General features: G+C 57.5%; 20 protein-coding genes. 1 reads left to right on the plus strand and 19 read right to left on the minus strand.

The features are described 5' to 3' along the window. Positions 1–45 precede the first annotated feature (45 nt). The 5 genes from hldE to D8779_RS04780 form a co-directional block, all read right to left on the minus strand. Positions 46–1,467 (minus strand): bifunctional D-glycero-beta-D-manno-heptose-7-phosphate kinase/D-glycero-beta-D-manno-heptose 1-phosphate adenylyltransferase HldE, encoded by a 1,422-nt coding sequence (gene hldE, locus D8779_RS04760; RefSeq protein ID WP_136663300.1) that lies wholly within the window; start codon positions 1,465–1,467, stop codon positions 46–48. 65 nt (positions 1,468–1,532) lie between these two features. Then, complete coding sequence (locus D8779_RS04765; protein WP_136663301.1) at positions 1,533–2,933, minus strand: PIG-L deacetylase family protein; 1,401 nt, start codon at positions 2,931–2,933, stop codon at positions 1,533–1,535. Positions 2,934–2,935: 2 nt separating this feature from the next. Continuing rightward, a complete protein-coding gene (locus D8779_RS04770) occupies positions 2,936–3,832 on the minus strand; it encodes a GNAT family N-acetyltransferase (protein WP_136663302.1) in 897 nt (298 codons plus the stop codon). Beyond that, on the minus strand, positions 3,832–5,661 hold the full coding sequence (msbA, locus tag D8779_RS04775; protein ID WP_167492561.1) for a lipid A export permease/ATP-binding protein MsbA: 1,830 nt from the start codon (positions 5,659–5,661) through the stop codon (positions 3,832–3,834). The genes D8779_RS04770 and msbA overlap by 1 nt, the downstream gene beginning before the upstream one ends. Before the next feature lie 12 nt (positions 5,662–5,673). Then, positions 5,674–6,831: an O-antigen ligase family protein gene (locus tag D8779_RS04780; RefSeq protein ID WP_167492525.1), complete on the minus strand. Its 1,158-nt coding sequence runs from the start codon at positions 6,829–6,831 to the stop codon at positions 5,674–5,676. 837 nt (positions 6,832–7,668) lie between these two features. Between D8779_RS04780 and D8779_RS04785 the strand changes: the two genes are divergently transcribed. After that, on the plus strand, positions 7,669–8,277 hold the full coding sequence (locus D8779_RS04785) for a BUD32 family EKC/KEOPS complex subunit (RefSeq protein WP_136663304.1): 609 nt from the start codon (positions 7,669–7,671) through the stop codon (positions 8,275–8,277). On the opposite strand, the gene D8779_RS04790 is transcribed toward D8779_RS04785, so the two are convergent. The 14 genes from D8779_RS04790 to ilvE all read right to left on the minus strand — a co-directional run bounded on the left by D8779_RS04790 (position 8,274) and on the right by ilvE (position 23,392). Beyond that, on the minus strand, positions 8,274–9,371 hold the full coding sequence (locus D8779_RS04790; RefSeq protein WP_136663305.1) for a glycosyltransferase: 1,098 nt from the start codon (positions 9,369–9,371) through the stop codon (positions 8,274–8,276). The two genes, D8779_RS04785 and D8779_RS04790, sit on opposite strands and share 4 nt — an antisense overlap. Before the next feature lie 29 nt (positions 9,372–9,400). Then, complete coding sequence (locus D8779_RS04795) at positions 9,401–10,363, minus strand: glycosyltransferase family protein (RefSeq protein ID WP_136663306.1); 963 nt, start codon at positions 10,361–10,363, stop codon at positions 9,401–9,403. 122 nt (positions 10,364–10,485) lie between these two features. Next, positions 10,486–11,526, minus strand: a complete 1,041-nt coding sequence (locus D8779_RS04800) for a hypothetical protein (protein ID WP_136663307.1) — start codon at positions 11,524–11,526, stop codon at positions 10,486–10,488. Further along, entirely contained in the window at positions 11,513–12,655 is a 1,143-nt protein-coding gene (locus tag D8779_RS04805; protein ID WP_136663308.1) for a glycosyltransferase, read from the minus strand. The genes D8779_RS04800 and D8779_RS04805 overlap by 14 nt, the downstream gene beginning before the upstream one ends. Then, positions 12,642–14,396 (minus strand): carbamoyltransferase family protein, encoded by a 1,755-nt coding sequence (locus D8779_RS04810; protein WP_136663309.1) that lies wholly within the window; start codon positions 14,394–14,396, stop codon positions 12,642–12,644. Before D8779_RS04810 ends, D8779_RS04805 begins: the two co-directional genes overlap by 14 nt. Positions 14,397–14,410: 14 nt before the next feature. After that, a complete protein-coding gene (locus tag D8779_RS04815; RefSeq protein WP_136663310.1) occupies positions 14,411–15,871 on the minus strand; it encodes a lipopolysaccharide kinase InaA family protein in 1,461 nt (486 codons plus the stop codon). Continuing rightward, a complete protein-coding gene (locus D8779_RS04820) occupies positions 15,868–16,614 on the minus strand; it encodes a lipopolysaccharide kinase InaA family protein (RefSeq protein WP_136663311.1) in 747 nt (248 codons plus the stop codon). The genes D8779_RS04815 and D8779_RS04820 overlap by 4 nt, the downstream gene beginning before the upstream one ends. Further along, positions 16,611–17,345 (minus strand): lipopolysaccharide kinase InaA family protein, encoded by a 735-nt coding sequence (locus D8779_RS04825; protein ID WP_136663312.1) that lies wholly within the window; start codon positions 17,343–17,345, stop codon positions 16,611–16,613. Before D8779_RS04825 ends, D8779_RS04820 begins: the two co-directional genes overlap by 4 nt. Then, positions 17,342–18,307, minus strand: coding sequence for a glycosyltransferase family 9 protein (locus D8779_RS04830; RefSeq protein ID WP_136663313.1), 966 nt, complete (start codon positions 18,305–18,307; stop codon positions 17,342–17,344). The genes D8779_RS04825 and D8779_RS04830 overlap by 4 nt, the downstream gene beginning before the upstream one ends. Next, positions 18,308–19,114, minus strand: a complete 807-nt coding sequence (gene rfaP, locus D8779_RS04835) for a lipopolysaccharide core heptose(I) kinase RfaP (protein WP_136663314.1) — start codon at positions 19,112–19,114, stop codon at positions 18,308–18,310. It abuts the gene before it with no gap. After that, entirely contained in the window at positions 19,111–20,232 is a 1,122-nt protein-coding gene (locus D8779_RS04840; RefSeq protein WP_136663315.1) for a glycosyltransferase family 4 protein, read from the minus strand. Before D8779_RS04840 ends, rfaP begins: the two co-directional genes overlap by 4 nt. Then, on the minus strand, positions 20,232–21,233 hold the full coding sequence (waaC, locus tag D8779_RS04845) for a lipopolysaccharide heptosyltransferase I (RefSeq protein WP_136663316.1): 1,002 nt from the start codon (positions 21,231–21,233) through the stop codon (positions 20,232–20,234). Before waaC ends, D8779_RS04840 begins: the two co-directional genes overlap by 1 nt. A gap of 1 nt (position 21,234) precedes the next feature. Beyond that, complete coding sequence (gene waaF, locus D8779_RS04850; RefSeq protein WP_136663317.1) at positions 21,235–22,269, minus strand: lipopolysaccharide heptosyltransferase II; 1,035 nt, start codon at positions 22,267–22,269, stop codon at positions 21,235–21,237. A 199-nt stretch (positions 22,270–22,468) separates the two neighbouring features. After that, positions 22,469–23,392, minus strand: coding sequence for a branched-chain-amino-acid transaminase (gene ilvE / locus D8779_RS04855; RefSeq protein ID WP_136663318.1), 924 nt, complete (start codon positions 23,390–23,392; stop codon positions 22,469–22,471). Positions 23,393–23,416 lie beyond the last annotated feature (24 nt).

The raw sequence follows: 23,416 nt of genomic DNA on the forward strand, positions 1-23,416 counted from the left end.
GCGCCGACGCCAGTGACTGGCAAAACAGCCAGTCACTGATGAGGTTTAGTTACTGCGGATTTTCTCGACGATGGCGGTGGTCGAGCTGTTTTCCACCAGGCCCAGGACCCGCACCTCGCCGCCATAAGCGGTGACGATATCAGCACCCACCACCTGCTCGATGCCGTAATCGCCACCCTTGACCAGCACGTCCGGCTTGACCGCGCGCAACAGGTTTTCCGGGGTGTCTTCGCTGAAGCTCACCACCCAATCCACTGCACCAAGGCCGGCCAGCACGGCCATGCGCCGGTCCACCGCATTAATCGGTCGACCTGGGCCTTTCAAGCGGCTAACCGAAGCGTCATCGTTGACCGCCAATACCAGACGGTTGCCCTGAGCGCGCGCCTGTTCGAGGTAGGTGACATGCCCAGCATGCAAAATGTCGAAGCAACCATTAGTGAAGACAATTTTCTCGCCATGGGCGCGGGCGTCTTCGATGGCCAGCAGCAATTGATCGAGGCTCAGCACGCCACGCTCAGAACCGGCCTCGCGCTGGATCGCACGGCGCAGTTCTGGAGCGCTGATCGCCGCGGTACCGAGTTTTCCGACCACGATACCGGCAGCCAGGTTGGCCAAGGCGACGGCATGCGGCAACTCCTCACCAGCAGCCAGGCTGGCAGCCAGGGTGGAAATCACCGTATCGCCAGCACCGGTCACATCGAACACTTCACGGGCACGTGCGGGTAGATGTAGCGCCGGATGTTCGGGGCGCAGCAAAGTCATGCCATGCTCCCCACGGGTCACCAATAGCGCGCCCAACTCCAGCTCAGTCATCAAGGCCGCGCCTTTGGCCACCAATTCAGCCTCATCGTGGCAAGGGCCGACAATGGCTTCGAACTCGTGCAGGTTGGGGGTAATCAGGCTGGCGCCACGGTAGATGGAGAAATCCTTACCTTTAGGGTCGGCCAGTACGGCAATACCCTTGCTGCGCGCCAGTTGCACCAATGCCTGATGATTCTGCAGCGCGCCCTTACCGTAATCGGAGAGGATCAGCACCTTGATTCCATCCAGTTGCGCCTCGACATTGGCCGCCAGGGCAGCTGTATCGGTACGAAACGGCTCTTCGAAATCCATGCGCAACAGCTGCTGATGACGACTCATCACCCGTAACTTGACGATGGTCGGTTGATCTTTGATCGTTTGGAAAAAGGTTTTTACACCAACCGCCTGCAGGCTGTTGCGCAGGCTGTCGGCGGCCTCATCCTCGCCGGTCACACCGAGCAATGTGGCGGGTGCACCGAGGGCAGCAATGTTTAACGCAACGTTAGCCGCCCCGCCTGGACGATCCTCAATCTGCTCGACCTTGACCACCGGCACCGGGGCCTCCGGAGAAATCCGCGAGGTGCCACCATGCCAATAACGATCGAGCATGACATCGCCCACCACCAGAACGGCGGCCTGGTCGAAACGCGGCATGGACAATTTCATAAACACTCCAGAAGCGGCTAAAACGAATCGCCGCAAATCATAACATTGGCAGGTAAATACACGGATTAACCGTCGAGCGTACGCACCCAAAACAGTTCGTGACGGCGCACCGCTTTGCGGAAGAACTCATCCTCTCCAGTTGCTGGCCAACGACGGCCCGCCAGCACGAACTGGATCAACCGGCGAATGCGCCGCTTGAGCGGCAATGGGCCTTGTAAATCATGCTGCATGGCCAAGGCCATGGCCTTATCCAGTCGTTGGGCAGCATCCAGGGTGGGACTCCACAAGCCATCGTCCGGTAGCGCTTCAATGGCTGGCGGCAGAGCAATGCCGAACCCAGCCGGCCCCATTGGCCAGCGGTCGTTGTCATGCAAGTGGTTGGCATACAGCAGCAGGGTTTTCGGTTTCCAGCTGCTCAGCTCGATGGCCTGCAGCAAAGCCTGGGTGCTGGCGACATGATCGCTGTGCGGGTCCAGCTGCGGATGCGGCGTAACGATCACCTCAGGCCGAAAATGTTCGAGGGACGCCACTAAATCGGCCAGCAGGTTTTGCCAGCTGGGCAAGCCATCAGCATCGCCAGGAAGCTGGATTGAATTAGCTGCGCGCGCACTGCGAATATCCCCTGCGCCCGACTCGCGCGAAGCAAAAGCCGCCTCGGGCTGCGCCTGCATCGCCGGCAATTGCAGGCAGTAATAGCCCAGCTGCAGGCACTGACTCTGCGGCACACCGCCCCAGAGCGGAATAGCAAGACTGTCCCACGCGCGCAAACGCCCTTTGAGCAGAGCGGCCCCTGCCGGGTCCAAGCCCAACGCTTGATAGGCTTCAGCCTCAATTTCGCCCTGGGTCAGGGTCACGATGCTGACATCACGCGCCCGGCTATACAGACCGAACGCGGCCAGTTCTGCATCGTCGGCATGGGGCGCAATCACCATCAGCCGTTGTTCGGCGTAATCAGGATTGCTCAAGGCATACAGGGTGACGGCGGGTTCAATACGGCAGAAGCGGCCACGCACCGACAGGTCGCCACTCGCCAGCTGCACGTGCTGGCCTGATAAGTTCAGATAACGCCGCCCCTGCACGCCTCGCTCAAAATCTTGCCGATCCGCACCTATGACCACATATGGATCTAACCAGCGCCCCAGCCAACCGGCATGCAGTTGCACCTGCAAAATGAGCGTATCGGCAGCGCCAACATCGCCGTCAAGCACGAGGCGCCCCGCCTCGATGCGCCCGGTCAATACAGGCACATCACCGGCAAAGGCGTAGCTGTAATCATCGCCCGGGGCATAGAACAGGTGGTCGGCAAACCAGGCCTCATGCGCCACCCAGCCGACCACTAGAAGGATCGGCATCCACCACCAGGTGACCAGTACTCCGACCATCAGCAACGCGACAAGGGCCAGCAGCAAAGCAATACGCTTTTGCCGACGGTGCTGCTTGAGAAGTGCCTGTTTACGTCCAGACATCGTTAAACCTGATAAACCGGAACGCGGTTACACCAGCGATCTTTGTATTCGCGATCAGCTCGGCCAAAGGAATAACGAAGCGGTTTATCGAGCGCCCGCGCTTCAGTCCAAGCCGTTTGCGTGTTGATAAAGCTGAGTACGCTGCCAGGGCTGAACTCGCGATTCTGCGGGTCAACGCCGCCGTTGATGTACTCCAGGCTGACCCACTGCGGAGCCTCGACACGGTAAAGCACTTGAATGGCTACCGGCTGATCATTCAGGTAGATCAGCGAGCCGGTCATGAAATCGCGCATCAAGCTGAACACCTCGGCCAAATGCGCCTTGCCGGTCGCCTCAAAACCCCAACGGCGCTGGAACAGATCGGCATAAATCACCGCCTGCTCGGCAGCGGACAACTCCAGCATCGGCCGCACAAGACCACCCGCTTCTTCCAGTAAGCGCTGCTCACGGCGTTGGTTGTAGCGAAATTTTTTGCTGTATTGCTCAGGCTCACGGGCCAAGGCCAAGCCTTCGGGCTGCTCACGTAGCCCGAGCACCTGCGTAGCATTCAAGGACGACAGGTAACGCGCGCGGTGACGCACGGGCGCTTGGGCTGTTGCAGCCATTGGCAAGATGATCTCGGCATTGCCCAGATCAAACAACCCGCGCTTATCATGCTGTTTCAGGACGTCCTTGGACAATGCCAAATGTCGGCCCCAGGTCGGCATGGCCGCTTGCAGCCCACCATCGGTGAACCAGCCAAGGTACCGCACTGCAATACCCGCTAAGCCCGCCAGACGCTCGACGACCTGTGGATGGGTGGCGACGCTGCCGCCAAAGCGCTGCCAAGCATCGGCATACTCGGCTGCATCAATCGGCGTCCAGCCACGCTCACGCCAGGCGCGCAAATGACTGAGCATCAGGCGCTAGGTTCCATATTCAGGTCGGTATCTTCTGCAAAGTCTCGGGCATGTAGACGCGCGTAATAGCCATTGAGTGCCAACAGCTGCGCATGAGTACCGCGTTCAACGATTTCGCCCTGCTCCATCACCAGAATCAGATCGGCTTTCTCGATCGTGCTCAGCCGATGGGCAATCACGATGGTGGTACGCCCTTCAACAACCTTATCCAACGCAGCCTGAATGTGCCGCTCGGACTCAGTGTCCAGAGCCGAGGTGGCTTCATCCAGAATCAACAATGGCGCATCTTTGAGCAGTGCACGGGCAATCGCCAACCGCTGACGCTGCCCCCCCGAAAGCAACACACCGTTCTCGCCAACCAGCGTGTCGTACCCCTGAGGCATCTTCTCGATAAACTCGACAGCGTAAGCATCCTCTGCAGCACGCTTGACCGCATCCAAGGGTGCATCGCACAAATCACCATACGCGATGTTGTTGCGCACGGTGTCATTGAACAGAGTGACATGCTGGGTCACCAGAGCAACATGGCGGCGTAGGTTACGCAGTGCGTAATCTTCTACATCCAGGTCATCGAGCAGAATTTGACCCTGTTCATGGTGATAGAAACGCGGAATCAAACTCGCCAACGTGGACTTGCCGCTGCCTGAACGCCCCACCAGCGCCACCATCTGACCTGGCTCGGCAACAAAAGAAATGTTGTTGAGCACAGGCCTTTCACTGGTCGGATACTGGAAGCTGAGATTGATGACCTGCAAACGACCTGTAACCCGCTCGCGCTCCTGCGTGCCCTGGTCAATTTCAGGCTGCTCATCCAGCTGCTCAAAAATACTCTCGGCCCCAGCCACCCCTTTTTGGATAGTCGAACTTACCTCAGACAGCTGACGAATTGGCTTGGGTAGCAATCCTGCCAGCGTGATGTAAGCCACTAAATCACCGGCACTGGCATCACCACGTAACAACAACACGAGGAACATCAATACGGCCATGGCGCTATAGATCACCAGCTGCAGGCTTGGGGTGTAGACCGCACCTGTTTTAACCATTTTCAGCTGTTTGAGGCGATTATCCTCACTGGCGGCTTGGAAACGTTGCTGCTCATAACGCTCACCGCCAAAACTACGGACAACTCGATACCCCTGAATTGTCTCCGAAGCCACATGGGTGACGTCGCCCATCGCCACTTGAATCTTCTTACTTTGCTTACGAAATTTCTTACTGGTACTGGATACCATCAGACCAATGATCGGCAATATCGCAACCATGACCAGCGTGAGCTTCCAGTTCATCCATAACAAAGTTGCAAAGAGAAAGACCACCGTCATTCCCTCACGCACCACCACTTTGATGGCATCAGTGGCAGCGCCAGTGACCATGGTTACATTGTAAGTGAGTCTGGAAATCAGGTGACCAGAGTTGTGGCTATCGAAATACCGATTAGGCAGCGTTAGAAGATTATTAAATAACGCAATACGCAGATCTTGAACCAAGCCCATAGAAACTTTGGCAAGGTAAAAATTACCGAGAAATGAACCAACCCCCTGCCAAAGAGCAATTAGCACGATAAGGAGGGGGACTGCTTGGAGCAGTTTAAGCTCTGCAAGCCAGGGCGCATGCGCCTGCACCCATGGAACCCCAGCAAAGAGCCCGACATTCGGATTATTCAGCCCATCCACAAAAAACTTCAAGATGTAGCCAAGCATTGGCTGAGTGGAAGCGAAGATCAGAAACCCAAAAATACTGATCAAAAACATGCCAATGTAGGGTTTCACGTACCCCAGCAGCCGAAAGTAGATTTTCAAACTACTAGGCTGAGCCGCGTCATTTCTCACATCACTCACGAGTTAACTCACTTCGATACAGGCGGGCCGCAGTCTAGCACCTTGTGGTTGTGCAATGAGAGCAAGCGTAAAGGCCAAAGGAAGCCAGATTACGAACCACTCTGCCCTGGGGGTACCCCATAGGCTGGCCGCGTCAAACTGAAGCGCTGTCAGCGAGACAACCAAAGTTCCAAATACCAGCCTCCCTTCGACGGAGAAGCGATGTTGCCAAGCAATATGAAATGCACTCAACCACAGACCGACCCACATGACTACACCAGGTATACCCAGCTCAACCGCGACATGGGTGAAACTATTGTGCGTGTGATCGAACCCCTCGGGGTAGCTGGACGTCACAACACGGTAATCCGTGCCAATTCCCAGCCCCAAAAAGGGCTTTTGCATAACCATGTCTAGACTGGCCTGGAAAATTTCTGGCCGGTACGACAGTCCGCGCGCGAGAATGAACGGCGCGAAAAGCTCATAACCGACCCAGCATACAAGCACGATAACTATGCCGCCTACCCACACAAAACGCCCGCCACGAAGCAAGAGCAGGGCAAAAAAACCGGCTATCAATGCCACCATGGCACCGCGACTCTGGCCCAGCAGAACAAACGCTAGAGCGCATAGCATCAGCATGCCCCACAAAAGGCTCCGCCAGACACCAGAAGGTTTGAACCGCACCCCCCAAATCACCACAAGCGCCATGACATAGGCGCCGAGAATCGGGTGCCCCACCTGCCCTATACCCTCAAGCCGAGCAATTAGAGGCTGTGCATCGCGGATATAAAAGAGGTAAATGCTCGCTGAGCAAGCAAGTGCCAAGCTTACAAAGGCGACAGCCAGCCCTTGCCAGATCCGCTCAGGATACTGAGAGGACAATAACGCCAGAGAAGCAAGAAAAACCCCTACATAAAACACGCGCTTCAATTCTCGTGGGGGCTCATCAGCACCAGTCCACAAGGTGCTCAGAGCAGCCCAGGCCAAAAAGATCAATAAAAACGAACAGAAAACCCGACTGTTGCGCCAAACGCTAAGCAAGCGTTTATGGAAGATAACCATTGACAGCAAACCGGGTAGCCAAAGCAAAACAACCAAAGCTTGCTGATAAATTTTATTGCTCGGGGCCCATGCAATCCCCATTAGAAACCACAAATACCCACAGGTTATCAGCAGCATTATTCCTGTCACCGGAATCCTCAACATTAACTCCCAACGCCCAGGGCACTCAGTGGGCGGCTCAACCTAAAAAGGGGTATTCTATGCTGTATCTAACATTCGCTGCCTTACGTAATGAACGCCACCCCACAATTTGTCTATCCCACCTTTGGCGCAGACATTGACCAACACGAGGCGGTTCTCAGCATAGCCAGTGAGCTCGCCCATTCAGCCCTCTGCGCAAGTGATCGTCAGTTTGAGATTCAGGCCTTTACCGACAGCACCCAGTGTTACACGAGGCCCTCTATCACAACTTGCACCATAGACCCCAACTGGGACGGCCCTCACCGCTACCATTTCAGGATCAAGCACGCAGTCTTGCTTAACGGCCTCAGTGAATATGAAAAGGCTGTGCGATTGACACTGACACGTTTTTCCGTACCCCTCCTGTTACCGGTGGTCATCTGCTCTGCAGTGCTATCGGAGCTCCTCTCGGAGAATCACCATCGCTTCCCAGCCACCTAGAGCAGACGGGACTTTTGGAGACGAATGTGCGGCAGACGAACGCTGGTAGAATCGGCCTGATCACGACTGACAAAGGGGTTCTCGAACACTCCATTAATATGGGGGCCACGACTATTCCAACGAATTTGATCAGGCCTGCGCAGCTGCTTGGTGGGACAAAGCTTTAGTCAACATGGAGGACCGACAGGGAAAGCTGCTTAACATCGAGCAAATAACGCTATGGCTGCGGACCCATTGTTAAAACTATTAGCAGGCAGCCACTATCACGTCATGCACGCCCACCTGCTAGGTCGCCTCAAAGCCAATCAGGCCGTTTAAGGTAAAGGACACACGATGCTCAGTACAAAACACCTGAACGATAGCGCGCTGGCGACACTGACCGCTGACGCAAAAGTTCTCGAAGAGGACAGCCTGGGCCCCAAGGTTTACCGCCTCGCCAACGGTAACTTCCTTAAGCTTTTCCGACGCAAGCGCTTGATTTCTTCAGCCTTACTTAGACCCTATTCAGTGCGCTTCTATCAAAATGCAGAGCGCTTGGCAGAGCTAGACATTCCAACGCTGACGCCTATGACGCTGTACACCTTCGCTGAAAAGCAACTCAGCGCCGTTCTCTATGCACCGCTTCCAGGGCAGACGCTCAAGGAGCTATACCTACAGAACCCCGAGAGCTTCACCGCACGCCTGCCCGTTCTCTGTGACTTTATCCGCACACTTCATAGAAAAGGCATTTACTTCCGCTCACTTCACCTAGGCAACATCGTACTCACCCCACAAAACACCTTGGGGCTTATCGATGTTGCCGACCTGGCATTTCATCGGCGGGCTCTTTCACAAGCCAAGGCGGCACGCAACCTCAAGCACTTCGCCCGACTGCTACAACAAATGGACATTACAGAGCGCTTTCCAATGGCCGAATTATCGGCAGCCGTTTTAGCAGACTAACGTGCAAGCAAGTGCTGGTAAAAAGCCTCGAAGCGCGCCCAAACGACTTCGGCATCCATACCAGCACGCTGCACATCGGCCAGAGAGTCAAGGTCTTCTACCAGCACCGAATTGAGCGCATCTCGCCACACCTCAGTAACTGATGGCAAAAGCCCTGCAGCGCCATTGAGCTGTTCACGAAAGACAGCTAAATCGCTCGCCAAAACCGGTACACACGCAATCACCGCCTCAGGCAAGACCAACCCCAACCCCTCCTGCTCAGACGGTATGCATATCAGGTCAAACGCAGAGTAGAGTCGCGGGGCTTCAGCATGATGACCAACCAAATGAATCTGGTTGAGCACGCCCAACTCTTCAGCAAGGGCTTTCAAATGCTCGCGCTCAACACCCTCACCGACAATCACAAGACGATCCTCGGGATTATTCAGGAGCCAACCTGCAATAGCGGTCACCAGACGGCTAAAGCCTTTTTCTGGCACCAAGCGGCCCACTGCACCAATGGTTCGCCCAGCTCCTACCGGAACTCCAAGGACACGCTGTGCAGTTTCTCTCGGCAATAACGAGGATCGAAATGCCGCGGGCTCAATAGCTACACGCCCGTTCAACACGTTACGCCCGACCTGCTCTTCAAGCTCAGCGGCCAATGTGGCTGAAACGGCAACCAGATCCAGACGATCCGCAGGAAAGCCTCTCAAGAGGGCAATATGCTCCGCCTTTAGCCGTTTCGAACCATGAAACAGCACCACCACTCGGGTAGCGGTCAACTTTGTCAACAACGGGAGAATGAAAGCCGCTACACCGATACCATCGATAAGTACCAAGCGAGACGGTCGTTGCACCAGCCGCTTGGCCAGCCGCCGTCGGTCCAGCACACGCTGTAGCGCCCCCACCAAACCAGCACCTTTGATTCGTGCAGAGGAAAGTCCTAAAGAGGTAACACACCCAACGTCAGACAGAGGCGCGGCATCGCCCGACTGCAATAGCAGCGTCTCTATAGCTTCACCAGGCTTACACAGCTGGAGAATCTGCCGATGCACCTTATGAACGGACACGAAGGCTCCACCACCGCTCCACATAACGTTCAGAACGCTCACGATCACTCCTTAATTGGGCAGACAGGCCCTCAGATCAACTTCCACCGGGCCAGCAGACGAAGAAACCACGGCAAATGTCTGTGAACACGCAATGTAGGGCGCATGGCCTCGGTGATTGCATGCCCGATCGCTGCAAAGCTGTAACACTGCTCCACCATCACTCTACCGGCCTCTGCAATCGCCTGTGCTTTTTCAGGGTCGGCGCGCAATATGCGAAGCTTCTCACGCAACTCAGGAATATCGCGGTAAAGCACGAGGTTCTGCATATCGACAAAACCCAGCGCAGCATTTTCTTCAGCACCCTGGTCATAGGCGAGCAATACGCAACCCACGGCCATCGCCTCAAAGTTCTTGATCATGTATTCACCCATCCCGACATCAGCGCTTACGAAGAAGCGGATGCGGTTGAGTGTGTCGTTATATTCCTGCCCTGATCGCGTCTTGGTTACCAACAGATTCTCGACAGACGCCAACTCATCCAACAGCGCCTTGCGCCCGCTATACGCCACGCTTTTGGTGCTACCAATAAATGCCAACTCGATATCACGCGTCAGCTCTTGATAGGTCATCAGGCCCTGGTCGTAACCTTTAGGCACGAAAACGGCATCGAAACCCTCGGCACGGAGGCGCTGGCTGACCTGGGCACCAGAGCTGATAATGCGCACCCAGGGCATATGCCGGTAGTGGGCACTGAACATCCCCGTGTATTTGCACGGAATATAGTTCTGGTAGGCGTCATGCTCGAGAATCACCACGTTGGGCAGCGTGCGAATGAAGCGCCATTGACGCATCTCTTTCTTGAAGCGCAGAAAAAAAAGCACCCTGTCGTAGCGGGACAGATCAATGTGTTCGCGAAAATAGCGCTTCAAATTGGCCTGTTCATCGCTACTCAGCCAACGAATGTCGCAGCTGTCGCATGACTCAGCGATGCCGTCATACAGCCTGTCCAATATTGCACGCTGCTCGGCCTGGACCAGAAAAAGCACGTTCACTGACACACCTCGAAAACAGTACTAAGAATCTGCTACGAGAACAGCGCAATAGCTGCCCAAAAGCATCCATACAGAAAAGTTACTGCTCATTGGGATAGAAGCAGAGCCTATCGTTGAATCCGCTAGAGCGTTCCATCAGGTATCTGCAACAGCTCGGCCAAACGCTGTTTATGCCGACTGCTGAGCACTTTACTCCAGGGTTGATTGCTCAGCGCTTCACCTTTGGCTACGGCTTTTCGCCGCAGCTCATCTGCGTAACCGCAACCACAGGCTTCAGCATAAGGGTCGGCGCGCATCACTGCGGCGTAATAGGCAAGCTTGGCAAACGAACGGGTTTTGGCTGGAAGAAATAAACTTCTCACGCGATAGTCGAGACGCTGCCACCAGACAGGCCTGGGTTTAGAGGTCGGGACTTCGCGCACCGCCTGTACGGCCTGCGCAGAAAATTCCTCACCATAGCGCTGAAAAAATGCAGCGATCATGTGGCGCCAGTAGTTCTTACCCGAGAAGTAATGCATTACTACACCTTGTGCCTGCGCAGGTCGGCCCAAGTGCCTGGCAGCCACGCCCACGGCAAATTGCTCGATAACGTGAATCTTGGGGACCATCGGATGCAATACATCGATCAAGGCCAAGGTCTCATCCATCAGGCGTGACGCCTCGACCCGAAAACCCAGGACGCCCGAATTGATGAGCAACATCTGTTGATCGACACCGTGATGCTCTGCCAGGTAAGGCGCAAGGACGTCATACATGACATCCCCCTTGTACTCTTTCCAGACACCTTCAATTTCATCGACAAGCCAAGATGAGCCCGCGAGACGCTCAAATAGCTTGACCGGAGAGGCCAGAAAGAAGGTATCCGTATCAATGAATATGCTTTGATCGGCGTACGCCAACGCATCGCGAATAGCTGCAGCCTTACGCCGGTGCAGATAAGCAGCAGACCCTGTCCAGTTCGCCAAGGTCGCAGCATCAAGCTCGATCAGGTCAACGGGCCAGCCGCTGAACTGTGCCGGCTCATCGGTGTAAAGCAGGACTCGTGGGCACTCACCACGCGCATGATACAAAGCAGAAAGAATGCTGTATTTGGCCTCCCGGTGATACTCGGGCTTACCCCCATACACTAGGTAAACAAGCTGCTTAGGTTCACGACTGATCATCACTTTGCCTCCTGCACGATGCACTCACACCAGGCCATGACCAGAAACGCTCGCGGGCAATCTCATCCGTAAAAACAGCCTGCACCCGCCCAGCACCGCGCAGGCCAAGCCTGCCACCGGCCGCAGCCCGCAGTCGAGCGGCCAGCGCCGCGTGATCACCCAACGCAAACAATGCCCCAGACTCGCCGACCACCTCAGGCGCCCCACCACAATCCGTAGCCAGAACCTGCATATCGGCCGCCATCGCCTCCAGCAGCACCATTCCGAATGGCTCGTGATCTGAAGTCAGGGCAAACACATCAAAAGCTTTGAAATAGTTACGGCCATCGGCCACTTGACCGAGAAAGTGCACCGACGCGTCCACACCCAACTCGCGTACAAGCGCTTTTAACGGTACCTCCAGCCGACCACTGCCCATAATCGCCAGCAGGCTGCCAACTGGCAGCTGCGGTAGGGCCTCGGCAAAACCGCGGATCAATGTTGCCTGATCCTTGTCCGGGTGTAGGCGCCCGACATTACCAACCACCCAGGCATCGTGCGGCAAGCCCAGATGCTCACGCGCGGCTTCGCGCGAAACCTGCGCAGACTGAACAGCGTGAAGATCAATGCGGTTGTACAGCGTCTCGATACGCTCCGGCGCCCAGTTCGGCAAGCACGCACGTATATCATCACGCACCGCATTGGAAACCCCGAGCAAAGCCAAACGCTTGCTGAATAAGTTGGCAAACAGCTGACGGGTACGCCGTTTGTAGTCGCCAAACGCGTGGTGCACGCCGATCACCGGTAGATCGCTGCCCAGCAGGGCGACATAGATCGGCTTAAAACGATGGGCGATACAGAAATTAAAGTCGCGCAAAGCAGCGATGCGTTTGAGGTCGCGGATCGCTTTTAGCTTGAGACCGCGCACGTCGCGACTGGAATAATCGAGGAAAATCACCTCGTCAGACGCCGAACCTTGCTCGACTGCCGCGCTCGGTTTGCCCGTCAGGTACACCGTGCAGACTTTATAACGGGTACCGGCAAAGAGCGCGGCGTACTGCCGCGCACAATCGAGGAAGGGGCCGTCGTAGCCGTGGCAGAACTGCAACACCCACGGCTGATCAGTCCCAAAGTCCTCAGACGTTGTCATACCAATCCTTGCCGTCCTTGACCACAAGAATGTCTTCCATGATCAGGTACTGCAGATCCGAGCCGTAGAACATGTTCAACGCGTCAGTGGGTGAGCAAATCATTGCCTCACCGCGGCGGTTGAGCGAGGTGTTCAGCGACACGCCGTTGCCGGTGAGCTTTTCCAGCTCCAGCATCATGTCGTAGTAACGCGGGTTGTATTCGCGTTTGAGCACCTGGGCGCGCGAAGTGCCGTCTTCATGTACCACTTCACTGACACGGGTTTTCCACTCTTCATTCACTTCGAATGTGAATGTCATGAATGGGCTCGGGTGATCCACCTTGAGCATCTGCGGCCCGACGGTATCAAGCATCGACGGGCAGAAAGGCCTCCAGCGCTCGCGAAATTTGATTTGCTCGTTGATGCGATTGGCCACGCCCGGAATGCTCGGGCAGCCGATGATAGAACGACCGCCCAAGGCGCGCGGGCCAAACTCCATGCGGCCTTGGAACCAGGCGACCGGGTTGCCTTCGACCATGATCTTGGCAATACGCTGCGGCATGTTGTCGATCTGCTTGAACACCGGCTTGCTCGGGTGACGGGCGCAGGCGGCAATTACGTCTTCGTTGGTGTACGACGGGCCAAGGTAGACGTGCTCCATCTTTTCCACCGGCACACCGCGCTGGTGCGAGATGTAAGCGGCGGCACCGACTGCAGTGCCTGCGTCGCCGGAAGCGGGCTGCACGAACAGCTCCTTCACATCATCGCGAGCGATGATCTTCTGGTTGAGTTTGACGTTCAGCGCGCAGCCGCCGGCGAAGGCAATCTTGCCGGTCTCGCGAATGATGTCGCCCAGATAGTGCTCCATCATCTGCAGTGCCAGCTTCTCGAACAAGGCCTGCATGCTGGCGGCGTAATGGATGTAGGGGTCGTCGGCGATGTCGCCGTTACGCTTAGGCCCTAGCCATTCGATCAATTTTGGCGAGAAATAGAAGCCCTTGCCGTTTTCTTTATAGCGGCGCAGGCCAATGACGTTGGCGTACTCGGTATTGATGATCAACTCACCATTTTCGAATTTGGCCAACCGCGAGAAATCATATTTGCTGGCATCGCCGTAAGGCGCCATGCCCATCACTTTGAACTCGCCGTCGAGCATCTCGAAACCGAGGAACTCGGTAATCGCGCCGTACAGCCCACCCAGCGAATCCGGGTCAAAGAACTCTTTGATCTTGTGGATCTTGCCGTTCTCACCGTAACCAAAGAAGGTCGTGGCGTACTCGCCCTTGCCGTCAATGCCAAGGATCGCGGTCTTCTCGGTAAAGCCCGAGCAGTGATAGGCGCTGGCGGCGTGAGCCAGGTGGTGCTCGACCGGTTCAATCTTGATTTTTTTCAGGTCGAAGCCGAGCTGCTGCAGACACCACTGGATGTGCTTGTAGTAGCGCTTGTAGCGGCGATTACCCATGAGGATGGCGTCGAGCGCGCGGTCCGGCGCGTACCAGTAGCGTTTGGCGTACTGCCAGCGCGCCTTCTCGAAAATGCTGATCGGTGCAAACGGAATGGCCACCACATCAACATCGGACGGCTTGATCCCGGCCTGCTCCAGGCAGAATTTGGCCGACTCGTAGGGCATGCGGTTCTTCGCGTGCTTGTCGCGCACAAAGCGCTCTTCTTCGACGGCCGCGATCAGCTTGCCGTCGATATACAGGGCGGCGGAAGGGTCATGGCTGAGGGCGCCGGACAGGCCGAGAATGGTCAGTGCCACTGGTTTTGCCTCTTTTAGTCTGCTGAGCCGACGGCGGGCGTCAGCGGTATGCGTTGGTTGAGCAACTGGTGCAACGCCGAATCGGCTGGCCAGTTACGCAGGAAACGGGCGCGGTCGCGGGCATAGGCCTTAGCGAAACTGCGCGCACTGCGGTGCTGCTGCATGGCATCGAGGTCGATCAGCGACCAGCGAGCCAAATCTTCATCCCAAAACAAGTTGTGCCCCTTGAAATCGCCGTGGCTGATGCGCTCGCGCAGCAACGCCGCGAACAAGCGATCCAGCGCTAACAGCTCCGTTTCCGGGGGTGATACGTCATGGTATGGCTTAAAGCGCGCGATTATATCCTGCCCGCCGCAGTATTCGGTAATCAGGTAGGCCCGCCCGCGCAACCAGCACCAGCGCCGCTCTAGCACGGCCAAGGGTTGTGGCGTAGCGATACCCAGCAACTGCAGGCGATTGCCCTCAACCCAGCTATGCCAGGCGCGGCTGGGTCGCCAAAAGCGTTTCAGCCAGTGGGCAGCACCTTTGATGTTGTAGCGTTTGACGACCAGCGGCCGGTCTTGCAGCTGCACCTGCGCCACGGTGGCCGCGCCGCCAGTCTTGTAGACATGGCCTTGCTCGGTGAGCTGATCCAGGTTCTTCAGCAGGGGCTGCAGCTCAGCCTGGTTGTCGCGGCGCACGACCTGCAAGCCGAAAGCCCCCATTTTCGCGGAGAATAGACTGCAGTCACGGGCGACCTTGCGTAGATAATCGCGTAAACGCCATTTACAGACCTTTTCCACCTCACGGAGTAAAGCCTCGAGAGGCAACGCGTGCTCGCCATTAGCCAATAGGTAATGCACCAACAGCTCCTCGATAAAGGGTGTCAGCTCGGCAGGCAACTGGGCAAAGAACACCCCAAGGTTTTCCAGCACCTTCGCGCGCGATAGCGGCTGACCGGCCACCTCAACCTGCACACCGCCCCCATCGATAACGAATAACTGGCTGTTGTGCCGCAGCAGGTTGTCCAAGTGCAGATCGGCCTGCCATAAGCCTTGGGCATGCATCTGCGCGATGCTGACTAACGCGTCAGCCAGCACTGCCTGTTGCTCGGCACTCAACAGCGGCTGATTTTCCACCGTGCGCCAGGCATCCCACAGGCTCTCGGCACCATCTAGGTACTCAAACAGCAGCCAACCGCCTTCGCCTTCACGCAAACCGTCGGCCAGTAGCGGCGGCGTAGAAAGCCCTTGCTCAGCCAGCAGACGCGCGCCCGTCAGCTCACGTTGAAAGTGCCGCGCAGCCTTATCGCCGACCAGCAGCTTGGCCAGCACCGGTCGACCACGCCATACGGCCTGGGCGACGTAGCGCTGCCCCGGCAATACACGTAACAGACGCTGCACCACCAATTCGGCCGAGCCGGCCGCATCGGCGAGCTCAATAACCAGAGGTAAGCTGGGTGAGCGTCCAGCCTCACGGAGGCTCGCCAAACTCATCGCCGCGCTTCCTTGTGACGCCTGCGGGCACCAAGACGCTCACTCCAGCTGCCGAGATCAGCCGATTCGCCGAGATAGGCCACCAGCAACACGCCGACCTCCGCCTCGCTCCACACACTGGCGCGGCGCAACAACGGTTCCAGATCCTTTACTCGATCACGCTGACCGAACAGCAACGGGCGGGTCTTTTCCAGATCAATCAGCTGTGCATCGAAGCCGTCAGCGGTCTCGCGCAGAAAAATATGCTTGGGATAAAAGCAGCCATGCATCTGCCCGGCTTGGTGCAGGCGCCGCGCCAGCTCACCACAGGCCTTGAGAATTGCCGCACGACGGGCCTCTTCGAGCGCAGCCCAACCGGGTAACCAGGCATCCAGATCCTGCCAACCATCCAGAGCTCGAGTCAGCAACACAGCACGCCGCTCACCCGGCAATTGGCGCTCGGCAAAAAACGCCGCCTGCAATGCGGGAATTCCCAACGCCGCGTAGCGCTGAATATTACGAAACTCGCGGGCAAAGGTCGGCTCACCAAAAGGATGACGCAGGGTGCGGGTCAGGTGATTGCTCTGGCGCTTGAGGTAGAACGCCGCGTCGTCCAGCTCGAGCCGGTAGACGCTGCTCCAGCCGCCACGTTCAGTGTTGGGTTCATCAACGGCTTCAAGTTTCAACGCCCACAGCGCCTCAAAACTGGCAAGACCGTGACGCTCCAGTAGGGCGCGATCTTGTGCCGCAATAAAAGCACTCATTCCCGCCCCTCAAAAAACGCAATGACCTGACGGATGCGTTTCTTATCGGAAGCATTCAAGCGCTGACGGCCACGGTACTGAAGATAAAAACGCAAACGCTGGGTACGTGAAAGCACCTTGTGTGCGACTTTATCCAGACACGCCAAATCCTTGATGATGCGGTAGCGCAGCAAAGGCCCCCACCAAAAGGTTCCAGTCGGGCAATCAATGAAGAAAAGCTCACCGCGCTCATTAACCAGCAGATTGCGCCACTTCAAGTCATTGTGTGTGAAATGGTGATCATGCAGCGCCCGAGCCCCCCTGGCTAACTGTTGACTGACCTGCAAGACCCAACGAGGGTCGGTCAACCGCGCATCCTGCCGATTCGCAATCTCGGCCAGATCAAGCGTTCCCTCAAGCTCGCGAGTGACGAGAGCCCCTCGTACAAAAGCACCCACCCTGCGCTCAAGCCCATAGGCAATAATCGGCGCGGTGGGGATTCCCCACTTGGCGAACAACTTGAGGTTTTGCCACTCAGCCTTGACCCGCGGGCGACCAAGATAGCGTCGTAGACCTTTGCCAGCGCCCCAGTAGCGTTTGACGTAATAACGCACCCCGCCAAACTCCACACGAATGACCTCAGACAAGGGGTCAGAGGTCAAACGCTCCCCTTCAAGTGCAAATACAGCCTCAAGGGTTCCGAAAGCGCTGAGCAAAATCGGATCGTGCAGGTCATGCTTCCAAGCTGTCATGGCTGCGTCCTGTTTAAGTCAGGAAGCGCACTGACGATGCGGCGCAGTGGAATGAACGGTCGCCAGACTGTTTTACCCAGCCATTTGAAGCTCAGGACCGGATTAATCACGCTATTGAGCTCATTGAAGCCGGGCCGCCAGGTGAAATCGGTGCGCCGGCGCGTAATGGTGAATGTCCGCAACGCCAGCAGCGAACCGAGATGCCCGCCCCCCGAGTCATTACTAATGACGATGGAGCATGTCAGCAAAAAGTCGACGAGGCCCTTCAAGTCATTGAATGCATGCACGCAGTGACCTGGGTACTGCCCCCTCAAGGCTTGCTGCTCGGCCGGAATACCGACGAACTCGACCTGCCAGCCCCTGGCAACCAAATGGCGAGCAAGGCGACGAAACCCAGACGTCGAGAAATTCTTACTGGCATGCGGCGTGGTCGGAAAAATGGCCACACGCCGCACGGCAGCGCCGGCGTCACGAGACGGGATATGCAACCCCGCAATGGACGTGGACAGATCCAGCCCCAGGATCTCTTCGGCGTACAGATCGATCCACTGCACCATGGTCTTTCCGGCCTTCGGGTCGCGACAAATCACGTTGTGCGCTCCCTCAATGCGACAACCATCAAGCCATACAGATGACTGCTCGGACCTGAGCTTAACGGGGAGTTTCTTACCGGCCAGGTACGCCACATTACTCAGAGGGACATCGACAAACCAATCAATCGCACAGATAACCAAATCGTTACAGCCCGCCAGTGCAGGCACATCAGGCGTTGCCCCAAGAATGTTCAGCCCGGGCAGGTACTCGCTCACTGATGACAGCGACACCGAAGCCAAGGTGACCTTCGCGCCGGCTGCCTGGAGACGCCAGGCAAGGCGCAAGAACAGCGTGGTGTCGCCCAATGCAGGACACGGAACAAGGGCAACCCTCACTCCCGGGCCGATAAACGCCTTTTTCTCCGACATCTACAGTCGATCTCCATAACGCTGTTTACGGCCGTACAATTTGGCCGCCTTAGATTCCAGCCAAGCGAGCAGACGGCCTTCTTCCTGAAGGATCTGACGCAAGGGTTGTTGAAAGTAGTTGCGCAAAAACCTCCATTTGTCACGCCGGGTAAGGCCGATATCCAACACGGAGAAGTACAGCGCCGCCAGGTCCTTATTGCGCCAGCGCAAAGGCAACTCATTGCGTACCTGAGCGCGGTGCAGGTCGATCACCGACAAGCGAAAATCGTCGGCGGTAACCGGTTTATCGGTGTGCAGCAAAAAATGGCAGATGTAGCAGTCGCGGTGATTGACCCCCGCGCGGTGCATCGTGCCAACCATGCTCGCCACTTCCTTGATCAACGCCCACTTCAGCCTCGGCTCGGGCGGTTGCTGCGCCCAGTTCAGGCTCAGCTGCTCAAGGTCGGTGGTCGGCGCCAGCTCTTCGGTGACGATAAACGAATGCTGCGCCGCCGGGTTGCTGCCGCGCTCGCCATAGGCCACCGCAGTCATGGTCGCCACCCCCGCTCGCTGTAAGCGCTCGATGGCTTGCCACTCCTGACGCGCACCGAGAACAGGCAGCTTAGCGGTGAGCAAGTTCTTGACGATCTCGCCCCAGCCGATGCCACGGTGAATCTTGACGAAGTAACCGCGCCCAGCCACTTCGGTGCGCAGTGTGCGACGGCCTTCCAGCTCGCGGAACACCTGCCCTTGCAAGGCCTCGACGGCCACAAACGCATCGCGATCAGCCCACAGGCTTTTAAAGGGTTCAGCCAGTACCAGCTTCATGGGCGTGTCGCCAGAATGATGTCGGCCGCATGCTGCGGCATTGAATACAGGTCAGCACGCTCAGCGTAAGCCAGACCATTACGCCCCCAGAACGCTCGACGTGATGCATCGGCCAGCATATCGGCGAGTAGATGGTCGAGCTTTGCCTGTTCAAACGGGCCGCTCAGCACTCGCCCGGCGTCCGCCTCGGCGATGTAGTGGGCATAGCCGCAAACATCCGTCACCAGCACCGGCAAACCGGACACCAACGCCTCCAGCAGTACAGTGCCGGTATTCTCGTTATAGGCCGGGTGAATGAGCAGATCGGCGCCAAGCAGGAAACGCGGAATGTCGCTGCGACCTTTAAGAACTTGGACCTGATCGGACACGCCCAAGGCTTTGGCCTGCAGCTGGAACGCGCGCGGATCGTCCTGGCCTATGGCGATTAATCGGGTGCGTTTTTTCAGCTCACGGGGCAAGGCGGCCAGCGCCTTGAGGCTGCGATCCAGGCCCTTGGTCTTGAAGCCGGAACCGATTTGCACCAGCAGCAGGTCACTATCTGCCAACTTGAACTCGGCGCGAAACTCGGCGCGAATCTCAGCAGCATTGGCCGGCGCACGACGGTCTTGAGCGATGCCCGGCGGCAGCAGGTGAAAGCGCTGCAAGGGGGTGTGGTAATGCTTGATAAACAGCGGCTGCTGCACCTCCGAGATCATCAGGATTTCGGTCTTCGATTCGGGGGCGAAGACCGCCCGCTCGTAATCGGCAAAGTGCTTGTAACGCCCCCAACGCTTATAGAGCGGGTTGCGCAGTGTTTGCGCCTTATCTTCGTAACAGCCATCGGCGGCGTAATAAACGTCGAGACCCGGCATCTTGTTAAAGCCGATTACCCGATCCACCGGACGTTTGGCCAGATCGGCTTCAACCCAGGCGGTGAGCTTTTCGTTGCGTTTATGGTTGAACAGCGCCTTGACCGGCACCACCACCACCTCGAAGCCTGCCGGCACCTCACCCTCCCAGATCGGCGTATAGACGCGGATCACGTGACCGCGCGCCTGGCACTCCAGAGCGATGCGCATAAAGTCGCGCTGCAGACCGCCGAAGGGAAAATATTTATAGAGGATAAAAGCGAGTTGCATTAGACGGTTTCCTCGGCCAGCAGCAGGGCTTGTAGCTCGGTGGCGACGCGCTCGACATCCAACCCTTCGAAGCAGAATTGATGACGATCGCCACTGCCCGCATTCGGCCCGGTGGCGCACAGGTGAATTTGCGAACGACCATAAGCGCCAACCCGGCCCGGCAAGGTCGGGCCGTACAGCGAAATACTCGGCACATCCAACGCGGCAGCCAGGTGGCCCAGGCCGGTGTCCACCGCCACACAGGCGCTGGCCCCAGCAATCACTTTGGCTACCCCCGCAAGATTTAACCTGGGCAGCACCGCAGCATTTTCAATGCCCTCAGCAATGCGTTCGGCACGGGCCTTTTCGGCCTCATTGCCCCAAGGCAGGCGCACGGCCCAGCCTTGCGCGCTCATTTGCGCAGCCAGCTCACGCCAATTGGCTTCTGGCCAGTGTTTACTGGCCCAGGTAGTGCCATGCAGAAACAACAAATACGGCTGGGCGTGGGCAGCTGCCAACTGCGCACGGTTCAGGCCGTAATCGCCGAGCCCCGTTGGCAGCGCATAACCCAATGCCTGGGCGAATAACTGGCGGGTGCGCTCAAGCGCATGCTGCTCGCGCGGCACCGCATAGCGTCGATCATAAAAGCGACTGGCCAGCGGCTCGCGGGCCGAATCACGATCCAGACCGGCAATTGGCGCGTTAACGTAGCGGGTCAGCCAGGCGCTTTTCAGCAGACCCTGGGCATCGATCACCAAGTCATAACGGGTCTCGCCCAGACGCTGTTTGAAACGCGTCCACTCGCCATTTTTCAGGGTTTGCCAGAGGCGTTTGCGCCAGCGGCGAATGGCAACAGGGATGACCTGGGCCACGGCTGGGTGCCAGGCCGGAATCTCGGCAAAACCCTCTTCCACCACCCAGTCGAACTGGATGCCAGGGATGGCGCGCACGGCATCGGTCAGTGCGGGCAAGGTGTGCACCACATCGCCCAATGAAGACGTTTTGATCAACAAGACCCGCAAGCTATTCAACCTCGACCGGATCGCCGACCAGGCGATCCAGCGCCTCGATCACCGGGCGCGGCTTGAGCTGGCCCAGGCAGTTGTAATGGCCAAAACGGCAAGTACGGTCGAAGCACGGACTGCATTCCAGCCCCAGACGAACGACTTCCACCTGCTCGGCCAGCGGCGGAGTGAACCCCGGCGAGGTCGAACCGTAGACCGCCACCAGCGGGCGATTCAGTGCGGCTGCCACATGCATCAGCCCGGAGTCGTTGGAGACCACCGCCGTGGCGCAGGAGAGCAGGTCAATCGCTTCAGCCAAGCTGGTTTCGCCGGCCAGATTTACCGCTTCCTCACGCAGGCCGGGGATCAGCCGCGAACGGATATCTTCCCCCACAGGATGATCGTTCTTCGAGCCAAACAGCCAGACTTGCCAACCCGCTCGAATCTTAATTTCTGCGACCTTGGCGTAATGCTCGCTCGGCCAGCGCTTGGCTTCACCGAACTCGGCCCCGGGACACAGCGCCAGCACCGGGCGATCCAGGCTCAGACCAAACTTAGCCAGGGCCGCATCGCGGCTCTGCGCATCGATCTGCAGCGCTGGCCGTGGATAAGGCTGCGGCAGTTCAGCACCCGGCTCGAAGGCCAGCGCCATAAAGCGCTCAATCATCAGCGGGTAGCGTTCTTTATCGAGGATCCGGATGTCGTTGAGCAGGCCGTAGCGCAGCTCGCCCTTCCAGCCGGTGCGCTTAGGGATACCGGCGAAAAACGGCACCAGCGCAGATTTAAGCGAATTGGGCAACAGAATCGCCTGATCGTACTGACCCGCCAGGGATTTGCCGATTTTGCGACGCGTCGCCAGCTCCAGCACGCCATGGCCGAGAGGAAAACTCAGGGCCTGACGCACCTCGGGCATGCGCTCGAGAATTGGCCGGCTCCACTCCGGGGCCAACACATCGATTGCACAGCCAGGGTGGCGCTGCTGCAGGCACTGAAACAGCGTCTGCGCCATCACCATGTCGCCTACCCAGCTGGGTCCTACGATCAGTATTTTCATGCCTTTTCCAGAAACGACCGGGGAGGCCTATCAGACTGTTTGGAAGCTACTGCGCTCGGCGGTGCTGCGTTAAAAACTGAATCGCTGGCTCATTGACTAGAGTCAACTGCGCCACTCACTAGTTTTTGCCTTGCCTCGCCGTCGCTCGCAACGCTTCCAAACAGCCTGATCGCCTCCCTCGCTTTACCTAATTCAGGCCTTATTTAACCAATGTACGCCATTCTGCGTGGGCGTCGGTTTTACCCGTGACCAGGTCAAAATACGCAGTTTGCAGCTTTTCGGTGATCGGCCCACGACGCCCTGCGCCGATCTGCCGGCCATCGACATCACGAATCGGCGTGACTTCAGCGGCGGTGCCGGTGAAGAAGGCTTCGTCGGCGATGTACACCTCATCACGGGTGATGCGCTTCTCAACCACTTCGATGCCGTGCTCGGCCGCCAGGGTCAGAATGGTGTTACGGGTGATGCCGTTCAGGCAGGAGGTCACTTCCGGGGTATAGATCACACCATTGCGCACCAAGAAGATGTTCTCCCCCGACCCCTCGGCCACATAGCCTTCGGTGTCCAGCAGCATGGCCTCGTCGGCGCCGCCGGAGATGGCTTCCTGCAAGGCCAGCATCGAGTTGATGTAGTTGCCGTTGGCCTTGGCGCGGGTCATCGAAATATTCACGTGGTGACGGGTAAAGGAGCTGGTGCGCACCTTGATCCCGACCTGCAGGGCTTCGTCACCCATATAGGCTCCCCAGCTCCAGGCGGCCACGATCACCTGAGTTTTCAAGCCACTGGCGCGCAAGCCCATGGCTTCAGACCCGTAGAACACCATCGGACGGATATAGGCGCTTTCCAGGTTGTTCTCACGCACGGCGGCGCGGGTGGCTTCGTTGATTTCGTCTTTGCTGAACGGGATCTTCATGCCCATGATGTGGGCCGAGTCGAACAGGCGATCGGTGTGCGCTTGCAGGCGGAAGATCGCAGTGCCTTGTGGCGTGTTGTAGGCGCGTACACCCTCGAACACGCCCATGCCGTAGTGCAGGGTATGGGTTAGCACGTGGGTGGTCGCATTGCGCCACGGCACCAGCTCGCCGTCATACCAAATCACGCCATCACGATCGGCCATCGACATAGTTGCCTGCTCCTCACATTCGAT

This window comes from Pseudomonas leptonychotis, from assembly GCF_004920405.1.
GTDB classification, from domain to species: domain Bacteria; phylum Pseudomonadota; class Gammaproteobacteria; order Pseudomonadales; family Pseudomonadaceae; genus Aquipseudomonas; species Aquipseudomonas leptonychotis.